The 16,870-nt window shown below is 50.7% G+C and carries 15 protein-coding genes; 8 read left to right on the forward strand and 7 right to left on the reverse strand.

Features of this window, described 5'->3' with window-relative positions:
* Window positions 1-74: 74 nt before the first annotated feature.
* Window positions 75-1,187, forward strand: coding sequence for a LacI family DNA-binding transcriptional regulator (locus OXH18_RS21350; RefSeq protein WP_268609486.1), 1,113 nt, complete (start codon window positions 75-77; stop codon window positions 1,185-1,187).
* Between the two features lie 214 nt (window positions 1,188-1,401).
* On the opposite strand, the gene OXH18_RS21355 is transcribed toward OXH18_RS21350, so the two are convergent.
* Both OXH18_RS21355 and bcp read right to left on the reverse strand, forming a co-directional pair.
* Window positions 1,402-1,857, reverse strand: a complete 456-nt coding sequence (locus OXH18_RS21355) for an NUDIX hydrolase (protein ID WP_268609487.1) — start codon at window positions 1,855-1,857, stop codon at window positions 1,402-1,404.
* A 35-nt stretch (window positions 1,858-1,892) separates the two neighbouring features.
* The gene (gene bcp, locus OXH18_RS21360; protein ID WP_268609488.1) at window positions 1,893-2,363 is read right to left on the reverse strand and encodes a thioredoxin-dependent thiol peroxidase; all 471 of its coding nucleotides are present in this window, start codon (window positions 2,361-2,363) and stop codon (window positions 1,893-1,895) included.
* Between the two features lie 543 nt (window positions 2,364-2,906).
* Here bcp and OXH18_RS21365 point away from each other — a divergent pair.
* Window positions 2,907-4,016 carry a radical SAM protein gene (locus OXH18_RS21365; RefSeq protein WP_268609489.1) on the forward strand — a complete coding sequence of 370 codons (1,110 nt, stop codon included), beginning with the start codon at window positions 2,907-2,909 and terminating at the stop codon, window positions 4,014-4,016.
* A complete protein-coding gene (locus OXH18_RS21370; RefSeq protein WP_268609490.1) occupies window positions 4,013-4,690 on the forward strand; it encodes a class I SAM-dependent methyltransferase in 678 nt (225 codons plus the stop codon). The genes OXH18_RS21365 and OXH18_RS21370 overlap by 4 nt, the downstream gene beginning before the upstream one ends.
* A gap of 219 nt (window positions 4,691-4,909) precedes the next feature.
* Here the strand turns inward: OXH18_RS21370 and purF are convergent, their stop codons facing one another.
* Complete coding sequence (gene purF, locus OXH18_RS21375; RefSeq protein WP_268609491.1) at window positions 4,910-6,436, reverse strand: amidophosphoribosyltransferase; 1,527 nt, start codon at window positions 6,434-6,436, stop codon at window positions 4,910-4,912.
* 426 nt (window positions 6,437-6,862) lie between these two features.
* Window positions 6,863-9,295 (reverse strand): phosphoribosylformylglycinamidine synthase subunit PurL, encoded by a 2,433-nt coding sequence (purL, locus tag OXH18_RS21380; RefSeq protein ID WP_268609492.1) that lies wholly within the window; start codon window positions 9,293-9,295, stop codon window positions 6,863-6,865.
* Between the two features lie 221 nt (window positions 9,296-9,516).
* Here purL and OXH18_RS21385 point away from each other — a divergent pair, with 221 nt between their 5' ends.
* From OXH18_RS21385 to OXH18_RS21395, 3 genes are read left to right on the forward strand one after another with little or no spacing between them, the layout of a single operon-like run.
* The gene (locus tag OXH18_RS21385; protein ID WP_268609493.1) at window positions 9,517-9,879 is read left to right on the forward strand and encodes an NAD(P)H-quinone oxidoreductase subunit 3; all 363 of its coding nucleotides are present in this window, start codon (window positions 9,517-9,519) and stop codon (window positions 9,877-9,879) included.
* On the forward strand, window positions 9,870-10,598 hold the full coding sequence (locus OXH18_RS21390) for an NADH dehydrogenase subunit K (RefSeq protein ID WP_268609494.1): 729 nt from the start codon (window positions 9,870-9,872) through the stop codon (window positions 10,596-10,598). The genes OXH18_RS21385 and OXH18_RS21390 overlap by 10 nt, the downstream gene beginning before the upstream one ends.
* A complete protein-coding gene (locus tag OXH18_RS21395) occupies window positions 10,591-11,127 on the forward strand; it encodes an NAD(P)H-quinone oxidoreductase subunit J (protein WP_268609495.1) in 537 nt (178 codons plus the stop codon). Before OXH18_RS21390 ends, OXH18_RS21395 begins: the two co-directional genes overlap by 8 nt.
* Before the next feature lie 69 nt (window positions 11,128-11,196).
* On the opposite strand, the gene OXH18_RS21400 is transcribed toward OXH18_RS21395, so the two are convergent.
* A complete protein-coding gene (locus tag OXH18_RS21400; RefSeq protein WP_268609496.1) occupies window positions 11,197-12,855 on the reverse strand; it encodes an FAD-binding domain-containing protein in 1,659 nt (552 codons plus the stop codon).
* 226 nt (window positions 12,856-13,081) lie between these two features.
* Here OXH18_RS21400 and menA point away from each other — a divergent pair, with 226 nt between their 5' ends.
* Window positions 13,082-13,999, forward strand: coding sequence for a 2-carboxy-1,4-naphthoquinone phytyltransferase (gene menA, locus OXH18_RS21405; protein WP_268609497.1), 918 nt, complete (start codon window positions 13,082-13,084; stop codon window positions 13,997-13,999).
* Between the two features lie 47 nt (window positions 14,000-14,046).
* Here the strand turns inward: menA and OXH18_RS21410 are convergent, their stop codons facing one another.
* Window positions 14,047-14,271 carry a hypothetical protein gene (locus OXH18_RS21410; protein WP_268609498.1) on the reverse strand — a complete coding sequence of 75 codons (225 nt, stop codon included), beginning with the start codon at window positions 14,269-14,271 and terminating at the stop codon, window positions 14,047-14,049.
* A gap of 433 nt (window positions 14,272-14,704) precedes the next feature.
* Here OXH18_RS21410 and lipA point away from each other — a divergent pair, with 433 nt between their 5' ends.
* On the forward strand, window positions 14,705-15,616 hold the full coding sequence (gene lipA, locus OXH18_RS21415; protein ID WP_268609499.1) for a lipoyl synthase: 912 nt from the start codon (window positions 14,705-14,707) through the stop codon (window positions 15,614-15,616).
* 5 nt (window positions 15,617-15,621) lie between these two features.
* Here lipA and OXH18_RS21420 read toward each other — a convergent pair whose 3' ends face one another.
* Complete coding sequence (locus OXH18_RS21420; protein WP_268609500.1) at window positions 15,622-16,581, reverse strand: phosphoribulokinase; 960 nt, start codon at window positions 16,579-16,581, stop codon at window positions 15,622-15,624.
* Window positions 16,582-16,870 lie beyond the last annotated feature (289 nt).

Consider the following 16,870-nt stretch of genomic DNA (forward strand, 5'->3'; position numbering starts at 1 on the left):
TCATAGAAGATAGATCTGAATCGATCAAGATTGTCTATTCTATCCAAAGTTAGATTGCTCTATCCCCCGATTGCATGAAACACCGCTCCGCCCCCAAATCTGTCACCTTGCGAGATATTGCCGCTGCCCTTGGTATCTCGCGTACAACGGTTTCCAATGCTTTTAATCGCCCCGATCAACTTTCTCCTGAGTTGCGGGACAGGGTGATGGCGATGGCCAAAGCCATGAATTATCCGGGTCCGAATCCAATGGGGCGAATGTTGCGCACAGGTGAAACCGGGACGATCGGGCTGGTATTTAGTGAATCGCTCTCTTATGCCTTCAGCGACCCCGTAGCGATCGCGTTTTTGCAAGGCGTTGCCAGTGTGTGTGAACGCGCTCAAGCCAGTCTGTTGATTGTACCCACCTTTATGCCGGGAGTGGTGCAAGCTAGTGTGGGAGAAGCCGCCCAAGCCACAATTCGTCAAGCTGCTGTGGATGGCTTCATTTTGTACTCGCAGCCGTTTAATAATGAATCGATCGATCAGGTGATGGAGCGCAAGTTACCGATTGTGGCAGTTGATTGCCCGTATTTGAAGGGAGTGTCATCGGTGAAGATTGATGATCGCCAAGCCGCCTACGAAGCCGCTGCTCATTTGATTCGGTTTCAGCACCAATACATTGCCATCCTCTGTACAGAATTAGGTACCGATCAGTATGAAGGACCGGTCGATCGCCAGCGGATGGAACAGGCTGACTACGCCAATGCGCTAGAACGATTACGGGGATATCATGATGCGTTACAGGAGGCTGGCTTTGATCTTAATCAAATTCCGATCGAAGAACGCTTGAACCGTGAAGATCACGGATTTTTAGCCACCCTGCACTTGTTGCAACAACATCCACGCCCCACCGGAATCTTAGCTATGACCGATCGTTTAGCAGTGGGGGCAATTCGAGCGGCCGAAACTTTGGGACTGCACGTACCAAGTGATGTGTCGATTGTTGGCTTTGACGATATTCCCCTCGCATCGCAAGTGAACCCGCGCCTCACCACAATACGACAACCTGCCGTAGAAAAAGGGCGACTGGCGGCAGAATTACTGTTACATTACACAGGAAAAACAATCTGCCATGTGCTTCCCACCGAATTAGTCGTGCGAGAATCTACCGGCCCGGCTCCAATAATAAATTCTGAAACAGAATGATGCTATGACGAATTTGTTCACTTTTATTCACTGGTCTATTCACCGATCGTCTGATTCTTAGAGAAGGAATTAGTACAGATTGGCAAATGATACAGGAAGGGCCTTTTCGCGAAATATGGATGCCAGATCAAGATGCAAGATCAATAGGTGGCGGTGTAACTTTATGCCATGCTGCACCGAGAATAGCTCCACAACCAGTGGCTTAAGCAATCATCTAAGCGATCATCGTTAGCCCACTGAGATAATCCTGCATTTGCCGATCGTGATCATGGGAGAGTTGCCCGATCGGAATGTCGGAGGGTGAAAAAGCTTGAGCATCCATCACTTCCAGAGAATCTTGAACCCGAATCTCGCCCTCGACTAGCGCTTCCACCACTACACAAATTGAATGAAAGCGCGGATCACGGTGAGGGTCAGAATAAACACCCACCAGCCGATTAATTTTGACTAGCTTTAACCCGGTTTCCTCGGCCAGTTCTCGCCGCACAGAGTTGGGAATATCTTCGCCCCAATCAATAATGCCGCCCGGCAAACTCCAGCGCCCATTATCTCGTCGTTGCACTAACACAATCCGACCATCCGCCAGCACCGGAATGATGCTAGTTCCTGTAATCGGGTGACGAATCACTAACCCGATCGCTGCCTGTAAGTACCGTCGCAGTTGGTTCATAGTGAATGTATGTAAAACTTCAATGCGCTCGTCTGTCACGAAGCTAAATTTTCGAGATCTGCCAACAGTTCGATCGCATGATTTTCTGGCTTCACCTTCTGATAAATTCTGGCGATCTTGCCGTCTGGATCAATCACAAACGTGTTGCGATAGATGCCCATAAACTCTTTGCCCATAAACTTTTTCAGCCCGTAGCTCTCATACTTCGTTGCTACGCGCCCCTCGACATCGGACAGCAACGGAAAGGGCAAACCAAACTTGGTAGAAAACTTTGTATGGGATTTCGCGTCATCGGTACTTACACCTAATACCACAACATTTTTTGATTGATAGTCTAGATGGGTATCCCGGAAGCCACAAGCCTCTTTTGTACAGCCAGGCGTATTGTCACGCGGGTAAAAATACAGCACGACCCACTGACCGCGAAAATCAGATAGGGTCACGGTGTTTCCATTGGCGTCGGGCAAGCTGAAGTTGGGGGCAGAATCACCAGGTTTGAGAGCCATTAATACGCTAGAGCTAGGTTATTGATTGCTAAAACTATGCACCATCTCGATTGTAGGACTGAGAACACCACTTGCCCAGGTTGGTGTATCCCCGAATCGTTGTGCTCAATCTCGACCCCATCCACAATGCGCAGGTTTTGTTAGCCTAGCAACCGTTGATCTTGCCTGATCTTGCCTGATCTTGCCTCCCGAACCGCTCTCATTTTCCACCCCTGCTCTATACACAGGAGAAGAGGAACTAATCGAGTTTCTACCAATTCAGCAGTTTCGCGCTCTCGGATCTTATCGAGCGGTCGCCTAAAGTTGATGGGGGCTTATCATCAAGTAGCGGTCTATCGTGATGATTGGCTGTTACGATGGCAAGCCTTGCTTTGTGTGAATTTCATGAAGCAACTGTGAGTGTCCGTGAAGATACTGTTTACTCCAGCTGATTTAGTTATACCTCGCGAACATTTGATTAAAGTAACGGTATCAGTTTTGGCGATTCTACCTCTGTGCGATCGAATTTCTAGAGGTGCCTCCATCTACCCAGGAGAAACAGGGATGAATATTGGTGATCTCACCCAAGCGGCGGTTGCGCACATCACGGGTAATTTCTCTGAACGACTTTATCTTAGCGCAGGTTGGGACGTTACAAAACCACGAGTTGTTCGCGCCATCATTAACGAACACTGCAATTATCGCTGCAAATATTGTCACTTTTGGCGGCAAGATCGCTATCGTGATGAAATGTCGATCGAACAATGGCAAGCGGCTCTGTACAGTCTGAAAGAATTTATTGGACGCTATACAATTCAATTTTCTGGTGGTGAACCGTTTATCAAGAAAGGGGTTTTGAGATTACTAGATTTTTGCCATCGCGAAGGAATTAACTGGGGCGCAATTACAAATGGCTCGACACTAAGTCGAGGAACCATTGAGCGCATTGTGGCAGCCCATCCCATGAATCTGGATATTTCGGTAGATGGAACTACGGCTGAAATTCACGACACGGTGCGCGGAATGTCTGGCTCACTTCAGCAAATTACTCGTGGCATTGAATTATTGCGAACTGGTCGCGATCGCCATCATCTCAATTTTCCAATTCGCATCAAGCCGACGGTACATCGCCTTAATTTTCGCAATTTGCCGGCTCTTGTAGAATGGGCTGAAACAATCGGCGCAACGACGATTGATTTTAGTCCGGTTCGCACATCACCGATGGAATTTGAGGCAGACTTGTGGATTCGCGATCACGATGAATTAAACGAATTGAGACAGATTTGCGAAACGTTGGTTGATTTAAAACGAACGGGAGCCGCGATTGAAACCAGCGAAGAAAAATTGTTGTCGTTTCCCGATCATTTTGAAGAGAAGGTCGTCAGAACAGGTGTCTCTCCCTGTCGGGTGGGGCTGCGAGAATATCAAATTTTGGCAGATGGCCATGTGAGAATGTGTTGGTTTTTTCCACCGATCGGCAATGTCAAAACTCATAGCGCCCGCGAGATTTGGTATGGTGAAACGGCTCAACGTCTGCGCTCTCAAATGACAGGTTGTACTAAATTCGGCACGGTTGATTGCGCAAATTCTTGCCTGGCCCACCGATCGCTAAGACAAGAAATTAAACGTGGGCTGTTGCTGTTACGGCGATCGGGTGCAGAGGCGACTCGATGAAATCTGATAGTCCGATCGAGCAAATTAAGCGCCAGATGCAACGACAGTGGCGACAACAGCGGATGACAGCGTTGCTTCAGCGGATGCCACTGCATGCTGGAGTCCGCATTATTGATGTGGGTGGTACACCCGAAATGTGGGAACTGGATCTCGATCCAACCATTACCAATTTGGATATCACCTTACTGAATTTACCCGGTATGTGGAACGACTGGTCGCCTCCCTTTCGGCATCGCTATCGCTTTGTGGAAGCAGACGCTTGCGCAGATCTGCCTTTTGCCGATCGTGCGTTTGATCTCGCTTTCAGTAATAGTGTCATCGAGCATGTGGGAAATGAGCAGCAGCAGGCGTTTGCCAACACGATTCGCCGCCTTGCCCCTAGCTATTGGGTGCAAACGCCTTCTCGATGGTTTCCAATCGAATCTCACTGCAACTTGCCCTGTTGGTGGTTTTATCCAACCTCGCTTCAGCAAGCTTGGATTCGGCGTTGGCAGCGGCAAAAACGAGAATTTAAGTGGCAACAGATGAGCACAACTCGTGTATTGAGCCTGCGACAGTTGCAAAGTTTGTTTCCAGAAGCCCAGGTTTACACCGAATATGTGGCGGGTTTCCCGAAGTCCTACTCCTTATTCACCGTTCCCCTAGATATAGAGAAGCAAATCGAACCGAAATAGAGCAGTTGCTGAAGCGTTGGAGGTGACAGCGGTGACAACCTTTCTGTTTGTCAATTCAGAAGATTTGGGCTACAGCTTTCCAGACAGTGACGGCAAACTGATAGCAAATACTGCGGAGCAATATCCTGAATTGTTCTGATTAAAGAAAATCTGGAAATTTTGGTTGCGCCAGATCTGTAGGGTTTTATCGCTGGAGAGCTACTATCTCTCCTCTTTGGCTTAAACTGGTGCTGGTGCTGGTGCTGTTTTCTCCAATATTAGTTTCGATCGCTTCACCAATTCGGGTACAGGAACAGGATAATCGCCCGTAAAACAAGCGGAGCAGAAGCTTTCCGGATCTTCCCCGGTTGCCTTCAACATGCCTTCCCAACTTAAGTATGCCAGTGAATCAACGCCGATTTGAGCCGCAATTTCTTCGATCGATTTAGTCGCTGCAATTAGTTGATCTTGGCTGTCGGTGTCAATGCCATAAAAGCAGGGATGGGTAACAGGTGGCGACGAGATGCGCATATGCACCTCCGTAGCTCCTGCGTCGCGCAAAGCTTTGACAATTTTTCGACTAGTGGTTCCCCGCACAATCGAATCATCCACAATTAAAATGCGTTTACCGTTCAATACATCCTTCAGTGGATTCAGCTTCATGCGAATGCCTGATTCCCGCATAGTTTGCGTTGGTTGAATGAAGGTGCGACCGACATAACGGTTTTTGATCAGTCCTTCTGCGTAAGAAATTCCTGACTCTTGAGAAAACCCGATCGCGGCTGGAACTCCTGAATCTGGCACGCCCATGATCAAATCTACATCTGCCGGAGACTCGATCGCCAACTGTCGGCCTAGGCGCAGGCGATAGCTATATAAACTTTCTTCACTCATAACGCTGTCTGGACGAGCAAAATAAATCATCTCGAAGATACACAGTTTGCGCGTAGCAGGTGCAGCCCAACGAAACGAGGATAGCCCTGCGTCGGTAATCCAAACCAATTCCCCTGGCTCTACATCTCGCAAATAGTCTGCGCCAATGATGTCGAGACCACAGGTCTCAGAAGACAGCACATAGCGAGGCGGCTCGTCTGCACTGGGACCGGGCAATGTGCCAATCACTAAAGGACGAATACCGTTCGGGTCACGCGCACCGATGAGTCCTTCCGGTGTACCAATCACCAAACTGAAAGCTCCTTGGCAGCGATGAAAGGCCTCGATCGCTCCTTCTACCCAACCACTGCCCGCGTTAACGGCTTCCGCGATCGCATGGGCAATCATCTCGGAATCGGTGGTAGTTAGCAACTGGGTCTCTGTTTGCAGCAATTGCTCACGCAGTTCCGTTGTATTCACCAAATTACCATTGTGCGCCAATGCCAAAGCACCCAAGCGCGTATCGACAACGGCAGGTTGGGCATTGACGACGCGGCTGGAACCCGTAGTGGAATAGCGGGTATGTCCAACAGCGATCGTTCCTGGCATGTTCTGCAAGATTGATTCATTAAACACCTGAGAAACTAAGCCCATCTCTTTGTGTAGATGTACTTGTTCTCCCTCAAACGTGGCAATGCCAGCCGATTCCTGTCCCCGATGCTGAAGGGCATATAACCCAAAATAGGTGAGTTTTGCCACATCTTCACCCGGAGCATACAGACCAAATACACCGCACGCTTCTTCTGGTTTATCGGAGTATGATGGCGCGATCGCCTGTTCCAAACCGTCAGCCGTGCAATTGATAGGTAGATGAGGATCAGAGTTGGGCATCATGAGAGCGGTTGTTGTGATTAGCTAAAGGGAAACAGAGTAACCAGAGAGACAGCATGAGCAAGAAACCAATCAGGCCAAATCTCGATTTTAGACAGAAACGACTAGTCAAGGTCAAATCAATGTAATTGACAGGGGCTAGAAGATTTGCTCAAGCAATGCGCTGACTGCAAACAGCAGATTTCAATTTGATGAACCAATTCGGTGAACCTTCAAGGCTTAACATTAAGACGGACAGTCAACTGCATTAACTTTTTCTTAATATTTTCACATCCTAAGAGTAACGCAAAGCGAAGAATTCCGACTAGAAGCATTGATTTTAGCATTTGCACTCAGGGGATTGAATCGCCCAAGGTTGGTGATTCGATCGGTAGGCTTTGCCCTACATCAAGGCATTTAACAGAATGAGCTAGAATGATGCCCGATCGTTCAAAGACGGCGTTCAATGGCATTCAACCAGCAATCGGCCATACGTTCGATCGTCACATCGATTAAGAATTGATGATCATCTGTTGAAATTTGCAACCTTCCCTTTTGATCACCCACTCGCCCCAACCGCTGCCAAGCTTCTCCTAACTGGGTCTGCAACTGCGATTCCCACACCTGCTGGTTTTCCGGCGACACAGAAACCAGAATGCGAGCCCCACCTTCCGCAAACAGCAACCAGTCCCAGCGTGGGGATTGGAGGTTGGGAGCTAGCTCTTCCCGACTCCCAATCCCCGACTCCCGACTCCCTAGCACCACCTCTGCGCCTTTATTACCAGACATGCAGCATTCTGCCAAGGCAACCGCCAAGCCGCCTTCTGCACAATCATGAGCCGATCGCACCCAACCCTGCCGAATGCCATCTCGACAAACAGACTGCACCTGTCGCTCTAGCTCAAAATCCACGATCGGGGGCATTCCCGCGACAGTGTGGTGTAGGGTAGCCAGGTATTCTGAGCCGCCAAGTGTGAGGTGGGGGGTGGAGGGTGAAGGTTTGGAAGTGGCGGGGATGCCCAAGAGGTAAATCAGATCGCCAATGGATTGCCAGCCTTGCCCACAGACTTTGGTGATATCTTCGACAAGCCCCACCATGCCGACAACAGGAGTAGGATAAATCGCCTGCGGATTGCCCTCAGCGTCCAGCGTTTCGTTGTAAAGAGAAACGTTGCCGCCTGTGACAGGGGTGTTGAAGACTTGACAGGCTTCCGCTAGTCCCCGACAGGCTTCCGCTAGTTGCCAATATCCGATCGGCTTTTCGGGGCTACCAAAGTTGAGGTTGTCGGTGACAGCCAGTGGTTCGGCTCCCACACAGCTTAGATTCCGCGCCGCTTCAGCCACCGCCATTTTGGCTCCTTCGTAGGGATGCAGATAAACGTAGCGGGCGTTGCAATCCACGGTGGCAGCCACACCTTTTTTAAGGGCTAACGGAGATTCTTTGTCCTGGATGCGCTCGCCTTGATTCATTTCTTGCGGACGCAGGCGGACGATCGCGGCGTCGGCTCCACCAGGTAGGTTGACGGTGTTATTCATCACCTGGTGATCATATTGGCGATAGACCCAGCGTTTAGAGGCGATCGTCGGGGTGTCGAGCAGGTGCAATAAAATTTCATTCCAGGTATGGGGCTGTCTCTCAAGGGTGATGCCGTCGATTGTACAGGGCGGCAGATCTGCTTCAGTCCACTCCCAGGCGTGACGGGCATATTCAGGCGGTTCGGGCAAGAGATCGCGCTGGTAGATCGGTGTGTTGTCTGCCAGGGCGGTAGCAGGAATTTCAGCCGCGACATCTCCTTGAAACAAAATGCGGACGATCGGGTCGGCAATGACGGTTCCGGCGACGACGGCATGTAGTCCCCAACGCTGGAAGATGTCGATTAATTCCTGCTCTCGCCCTTTGTGGGCCACAAACAGCATTCGCTCTTGCGATTCTGACAGTAGGTATTCGTAGGGAACCATGCCGGTTTCGCGCACAGGAATCTTATCGAGGTCTAGCTCAATGCCAACCCCCCCTTTGGCGGCCATCTCGGAGGTGGAACAGGTAATGCCAGCCGCTCCCATATCTTGAGCTGCGATCACAGCCCCGGCTTTAAAGGCTTCTAAACAGGCTTCAATCAGCGATTTTTCCAGGAACGGATCGCCTACTTGCACGGCCGGACGATCGTCGATCGATGCGTCGCTGAGTTCCGCGCTGGCAAAACTGGCTCCCCCCATGCCGTCGCGTCCGGTAGTAGACCCGACATACAGCACCGGATTGCCAACGCCCGCCGCTCCGGATTTGACAATTTCCGGGGTCTCCATTAGCCCCAGGGCCATGGCGTTTACCAGGGGATTACCGGAATAAGCCGGATCAAAGTATACCTCGCCGCCCACCGTTGGCACTCCCACGCAATTGCCATAATGACTAATACCAGCCACAACACCGCTGAATATTCTGCGCGTGCGGGCATCGTCGAGCGTGCCAAACCGCAGCGAATTGAGAATAGCGATCGGGCGGGCCCCCATGGTGAAAATATCGCGCAGAATGCCGCCCACCCCGGTTGCGGCTCCCTGAAACGGTTCCACTGCCGAAGGATGATTGTGCGACTCAATCTTAAACGCTAGCCGCAATCCATCGCCCATATTGACTACGCCCGCGTTCTCACCGGGACCGACAAGGATGCGATCGCCTGTTGTTGGAAATTGTTTTAATAGCGGTCGCGAATTTTTATAGCAACAATGTTCCGACCACATGACGCCAAACATCCCCAACTCGGCTCGATTGGGATGCCGCCCCAACCGCCGCACAATTTCCTCGTATTCGTCCGGCTTTAGCCCTTCAGCGGCAATTTCTTGCGGTGAAAAGGGCGGGGAAGAGGTGGCAGATACAGGAGCCTCTGACATGGGGGGCACAAACGCGACAAGCTCCATTCTAAGGGAGGACGGAAGCAAGGAAGATGCCAGACAAGCCAGCTAGTTTTCTTGGTGCTAACCGTTTCTTGGTTCAATTTATCCCTCCCATAAAGGTTTCGTATGTTCGTTGGCAGTTTTGGAAATTCCTAATAATGTAAAAAATAGGTAACATTAAGGGTGAGTTACCCATCGCGAAGGCAGTAGATTTAACCGTGTTTGTCCTCACTGGCTACGAATACCTGTTAGGTTTTGTGATTGTCTGCGCCCTCGTCTGTGCCGCAGCGATCGTCCTGTCTACGTTGCTGGCTCCTCGTCGGAAAGGCGCTGAGCGACGCACGACCTATGAATCTGGGATGGAACCGATCGGCGGGGCGTGGATTCAGTTCAACATCCGCTATTACATGTTTGCGCTGATCTTTGTCATCTTTGACGTGGAAACCGTCTTTTTATATCCCTGGGCAGTGGCCTTCAACCAGTTGGGTCTGCTGGCCTTTGTAGAAGCCCTAATTTTCATTGCAATCCTGGTTGTTGCGCTAGTTTATGCTTGGCGTAAAGGAGCCTTAGAATGGTCATGACCCCAAAGACTTCAGACAATGCAGCCGAGATGCTGCTTAACCCCATTGGGCGTCCCCAAGTCACACAGGATTTATCCGAAAACGTGATCCTGACAACGGTGGACGATCTTTACAACTGGGCACGGCTGTCTAGCCTGTGGCCGCTGCTGTATGGTACGGCTTGTTGCTTTATTGAATTTGCGGCGTTGATTGGGTCGCGATTTGATTTTGATCGCTTTGGCTTGTTGCCCCGATCGACCCCTCGCCAAGCGGATTTAATTATCACTGCTGGAACCATCACCATGAAAATGGCTCCAGCGCTGGTACGGCTGTATGAGCAAATGCCCGACCCCAAATATGTAATCGCAATGGGCGCGTGCACTATCACAGGCGGCATGTTCAGTATGGATTCCCCGACGGCTGTTCGCGGCGTTGATAAGCTGATTCCGGTAGATGTGTATATTCCCGGTTGCCCGCCTCGCCCTGAAGCCATCATTGACGCCATCATCAAGCTGCGTAAGAAAATTTCGAGTGAATCGTTGGCAGAGCGTGGTCAAGTGGCTCCCACTCATCGCTACTACACCGTTCAGCACAACTTGCAACCCACCGACGAAATTCTCACTGGCCGATATCTGCAAGCGGAAACTCGTCAAGCGCCGCCCAGAGAGTTGATGGAAGCAATGGGAATGCCGGTTCCCCCAGTGTTAGAGCAGCAGAAGGAGGAAATCGATCGTGGCTGAAGAAGAAACGCAAGCTCCGGCTGCTGAAGCCGAATCCTCCACTCAACTGGTGGAAGCAGGTAAAACCTCGAAGTGGTTGACCGAAAACGGGTTTGAGCATGAGGTATTGGAGCCAGATCATCTTGGTGTGGAAGTATTGAAGGTCGATCGCGATTTGCTCTTGCCCTTCTGCACGGCTCTGTATGCTTACGGTTTCAACACGCTGTCTTGCCAAGCGGGGTATGATACTGGTCCCGGCGGCGATCTGGTCAGTATGTATCACCTGATCAAAGTGGGCGATAATGTCACTAATCCTGAAGAGGTGCGGATCAAGGTGTTTTTACCCAGAAACGATCCGCGTGTGCCGTCGGTGTATTGGATTTGGAAAGGAGCCGACTGGCAGGAACGGGAAAGCTATGACATGTACGGCATCATCTATGAAGGGCATCCCAACTTAAAGCGAATCTTGATGCCGGAAGATTGGGTTGGCTATCCCTTGCGCAAGGATTATATCTCTCCTGATTTTTACGAACTTCAAGACGCTTACTAACGCTAGATTCTAGTTACCTTTGATTTGGGAGTGCAGACGGCTGTGCTCCTTGTTTTTTATGGGTTAAGTCTAAAGCTCCAGCAAGCTTAGCTGCACAAAATCGCTGGTGGGCTGCCGTTTCGATCGACGCCGCTTTCGAGGCGTGACAGTGCGGGGCTTGATGTTTACATGGGCAACAAACCAGGTTCGTAAAGCTTGGGCTTGTTTTAGATCGAGCGCATCGAGATCAAGCGGTGAGGGAAATAGGTTTGGTTGAGATGCCATTGCCCACGCAACGTCACTTGCAAATCGATCGCTGCCAAAGGGAATCAGGCAAGTGGGCAGTTGGGCTAGGTATGGAATCAGGTTTTCTTGGTGTAAAAACGCTTGGCGTTGGCGATCGAGTTGTTTGATGCGCCGTTGACGCGCCGCTCGGTAATTGAGAATGGGTGATGGATAGTCTTTGAGTTTGGGTGGTAATCCCAACTGCTCTGGCGGTAAGTGTGCCACCTCCGGAACCCAGCGTTTGATGAATCTGCCATCGGGGTCGCAGCGATCGACGGCTACCTGTTCCGGATTGTAAATGCGCGTCCAGGTTTTATCGACACAGTGCGTCACACCCGCCTGCATAGCCCACTGATAGTGATCGATCGGGCAATCGCCGTCGAGCAAGTGCCGCATAAAGTGCAGTGCTCCATAGCGCCAATCCATACCTAGCAAATTACTGAGAAAACTGGAGTACAGCGCTCGAATCCGAAAATTAAGCTGTTGCCAGCCGCCTGTGGCCTGCAAGCACCGCGCCGCTGCATCCACAATTGGAAATCCGGTTTGCCCGTCTTGCCACGCCTGATAGAGATCCTCGTCAAACTCCCAGCCGTCTTCGTCAAAGACCGAGTAGAGCGATCGCAATTCCAGTTGCGGCAAGTAGCGAAACCGCTGAGCAAACCCACTGCCCCAGCGCAAACGAGCAATCAATTGTTGACGGCTGCGCTCAGCCTTGTGGGACAATCCTTGCCATTGTTGCACCGTTTGCACGCACTCGCGAGGCGAAATCACCCCAAACTTGAGGTAAGGGCTTAATCCGGTGGTGGCTTCTGCGCCCGGATAGGACAGTTGCCAGTAGTAGCGATCGATCTTGTCGTCGAGAAATTGATCGAGCAACTGCCGGGCGGCGACCGCACTGCCATCAGGAATCGGCACCTGGTTGGCAATCAGGACTAAGTCAGCCACAGCCGGTAATGGTTCGCTAACAATCTCTGCGGGAACATCAACCCGACTGGGGGCAGGAATCCGATCGGCTAGCATTTCAGCAAACCAAAAGTTGCGATAGTCTGGGTAGCGCAGCAAATCTGGCGTGCTGGCGGCTGGTTCAAACCAGCGAATCCGCAAATTTTCAGCGGCTAAGACTTGATTCAGTTTGGCATCGCGCACCCGCCCGTAAATCCGCTCGTAATCAATATGGGCATAAATGCCGTCAGCTTGGGTTTCGCGAATTAAGTGGGGTAAAACCTCGCTCGGATCGCCATAGCGTAAAATTAACCGTCCGCCGCGATCGCGCAAATCCTGATCCAGCCCCGCCAAACAGTTCAGCATAAAGGCAACCCGTGCTGGAGCCGTTTCAGGATGGTGCAGTAATGCCCGATCGAATATAAACACCGGAATCACGCTGCCGCGCAACGCCGCCCGATACAACGGGGCATGATCAGCGATGCGTAAATCTCGTCGAAACCAGACGATCGTGCGGGTCATATAGTCTCAGTAAGCTATACCCCTTGATCTTAGAGGATTTGAATGATTGCGGTAGGCCGGAGACGATCGAGTTTCATTCTGTCAACAGGTGAAAACTTGCCGTAAATCTTAACGTCACCAGGAATTTATCTCGTCACCTCCAAAATTTATAATGAGAGGCTAGCTGATGCGTTTTGCAGCGGTACCGTTACGCCAGGTTGAGGCAAGCCGTTGTTGAGGACTCTCCATGACTCTTAAGCCTGTCCCGTATACGCCCACCCCCGCTCGGGTGAGTCGCAAGAAACTGTGGATGGCAGCGATTAAACCACCGATGTACAGTGTTGCCGTGATGCCGATCGCACTGGGGACGGCTGTTGCCTATGCCGAGACAGGCAGAATCGATTGGGGAATTTTCACCACTTTCGTAATGGCAGCCATTCTGATTTTGGCGTGGGAAAACCTCAGCAACGATGTGTTTGACTCAGAAACGGGCATCGATCGCAACAAGCCCCACTCGCTTGTCAACCTCACAGGGAATAAATCGCTGATTTTTTGGATCGGCAATAGTTGCTTAGTTACAGGCATTGCTGGAATTTTGGCGATTGCTTGGTGGCAGCAAGATGTCACGATTTTGGCAATCATTTTGCTCTGCTGCGGGTTGGGCTATGCCTATCAAGGGCCGCCATTTCGCCTAGGCTATCAGGGGCTAGGCGAAATCCTTTGCTTCTTCAGCTTTGGGCCGCTAGCCGTGTTTGCTGCCTACTATAGCCAGACACAAACAGGTTCAATAGCCAGTTTCATGGCGTCGATTATTCTCGGCATTACCACCAGTTTGATTCTATTTTGTTCTCACTTTCATCAAGTTGAGGATGATCTGGCGGCTGGCAAGCGATCACCCATTGTGCGGTTGGGGACACGACGCGGAGCACAATTATTGCCTTGGCTGTGTGGTAGCGTGTTTGCCTTGACGGGGGCATTTGTGGCGCTGGGCTTGTTTCCCGTCTGGACGCTATTGATCTTCGGTAGCCTGCCACCCGCGATCAAACTTTGTCGGCATGTGCGCGCCAACCACAATCAGCCTGCTCGAGTCAGCAATTGCAAATTTATTGCGGTCTCGTTTCACTTTTGGAGCGGGGTTTTACTCTGTCTAGGGTTCGTGCTCTAGCTCCCCATGACGCTTTCAAGACTTTCAACGATCGCCATCGTTTCTCCTCAGAAATCCGATTGCAGCGGTCTATAGGTTAAGCGTCGGGTTCTAATAATCGTCGTCATTTCTTCAACTACGGCTTCAAGACCAAGCGATCGCAGGTATTCTTGGAGACCCCGATCACCATTAATGGCTCCTGCAAGAATGAGTCCTTCTAGTTCATCAGCCAAATCCTGTAGCTCGCGAGGGCTAAGCTTTCCTGGATTTCGATCGTTGTTTCTGGAAGTCATAGCAACTCCTAAATTTTGAAGACTAGCAAAAGAAGCAGTCAACCCGTCCATCTGCCTTGTTGACTTTACCTTTATTGATTTTTTATTGAATAACGTTGGTGAATAACGTTGGATACTTCTCCGTTGCCTTCAGTTTCGATCGCGCTGAGGCTTCATCCCGGTAAACTCGATCGAGTCGGCTTAGTAAGCTCTGCTTTTGGAACTGGGTTAACTTTAATACCACCTAACCTTAATTATAAAAAGTTCAGTCAGATGCTTACAAGCGAAGCCCCAAAAATCATCGATTCATTTGATAAAAGGTATTCTTGTCCATCAACCACCGGGTTAGTGCTGTGATCGCCAAGTGAATCGCTCAATTTACAACAACTTCAACGGAGTCAGTTGTGCCGTCTTGCTAAGATTGTCATGATCCTGTTCTTAGCGAAAACTAACCGTGACAGTTAAACCAGAATGGCTCCGGGTGAAGGCTCCGCAGTGGGAGCGTGTGGGCAGCGTCAAGGAAATTTTGCGCGATCTTGCGCTCAATACCGTTTGCGAAGAAGCATCTTGTCCCAATATTGGTGAGTGTTTTAATGCGGGCACTGCCACATTTCTAATCATGGGCCCTGCCTGCACTCGGGCTTGCCCCTATTGCGATATTGACTTTGATAAGAAACCCAAGGCACTTGACCCCACTGAACCCGATCGCCTTGCCGAAGCGGTGCGTCGAATGCGGCTAAATCATGTGGTGATTACGTCCGTCAATCGAGATGACTTGCCTGATGGAGGAGCATCTCAGTTTGTTCGGTGCATGGCTGCCATTCGAGCGCTGTCGCCTAGTACAACGATCGAAGTGCTGATTCCAGACCTGTGCGGCAACTGGGACGCCCTCGCTCTGATCTTGCAAGCCCGACCGGAAGTCCTCAACCACAATACTGAAACCGTGCCCCGCCTCTATCGTCGGGTACGTCCCCAAGGGGACTATACTCGATCGCTCGAACTGTTACAGCGTTGCCGTCAGCTTGACCCCGCGGTTTACACCAAATCGGGCATAATGGTGGGGCTAGGCGAAACCGACGACGAAGTGCGCCAGGTCATGCAGGATTTGCGATCGATCGATTGCGATATTCTGACAATTGGGCAATACCTACAGCCTAGTCAGAAGCACCTAGGCGTTCAAGCATTCATTACCCCTGAGCAATTTGATGCCTGGCGTGAATTTGGCGAAGCGATTGGCTTTTTGCAGGTAGTATCGTCGCCGCTGACCCGCAGTTCCTATCATGCTGAACAAGTACGCGAGTTGATGCAACATCATCCGCGATCGGGGGAAGTAGGGGGACAAGGTAGGGGAGAGACGGGAGCCTGAAACCTTCAGACTTGTATTGCCATAGCTGCGGCTACATTTGCTGCCTTCAGCATGTGGTAGGTAATTAAAAGCTGGGTGATTGCCAGAGGATAACTTTGCAGCGTTTCGCCCGTTGTGCCTACCACCTTGCCAATGTCTTGATTGCCCTCCAGACTACAGAATTGTCCCAAGTGTGGCACTTCGCTGCATAAAACGCGCTCGATTTGACGGACTTGCTCGTCGGTGGCGTGCCCGTCTACTTCAAGCACATCGACTGGCTTACCCATATCGCGATCGAGTTCCAGCCGCACGGCCGATCCCTGATGATTGCCGTTGGAATCGAGAATCTTGGTGAAATCGGGATGAGGGATTGTTGGCCGCAGCACCAGCCGCACATTCAGCAGTAGATCATCGTATTCTGTGCCGCCATTCGAGGGATAGAACGTCACAACCGCATCTGCCCACTGCCGCTGGGGGCGAATGAACGCCTCCGAATCCGACTCTCGCTTGCGCAACTGTTCAATGACTTGCTCTTCGGTATAGCCGCGCTTGCGAGTGTCGCGCTTAATTTTCCAGGTTGACCGCAATGCTTCTGGAGGCGCTAAAAACACTTTGACATCATAAGTATCTCTCATGCCACGGGTGGAATAGCCCAACAGCCCCTCTACAATCACAAACTTGTTGGGTTTGATGTATTCCGGCGGATCAAACGCCCCCGTACTGTGGTTATAGATAGGTTTTAGGATCGGCTGTCCGCTGCGCAGCAGGCTCAAGTGCTGTTGAATAATATCGAGATAGTTGCAGTCAGGATGCAGTGCAGAGATACCAATCTCTGCCCGCTGTTTGCGATCGTACCGATGATAATCGTCTGTGCAAATCACTGTGACATTGTCCTCGCCCAAGATTTGAGCAATTCCTCGGGTCAAAGTCGTTTTGCCAGCAGCACTATCGCCAACAATGCCGAGAATGATCGGGCGATGGGACATGCGACCTCCTAACCAAATCTGGAAAATTTGGGATTAAAAATGAGAGCATAAGTTTCATTATTTTAAGGGCATTCGGGATCGTTACAGCAGCAGTATAAAAGTCAAGATTTTTATCAAGGTTAATCATCGGTTATGCCTCCAAACCGTAGACTTTATTCAGTTCCAGCCGGAGTTTCAGCCCAAACTCACCTTGACAACACCCTTCTTGTGCTTAAAAAGACTTCACATTGCCTCACAAAAGGTGCCTAGGAGAGGAAGCTCTAGGGAGAATAGTGAAGCAGGGGCAAAT

Origin of the sequence: Thermocoleostomius sinensis A174, from assembly GCF_026802175.1 — a bacterium.
GTDB lineage: Bacteria > Cyanobacteriota > Cyanobacteriia > Elainellales > Elainellaceae > Thermocoleostomius > Thermocoleostomius sinensis.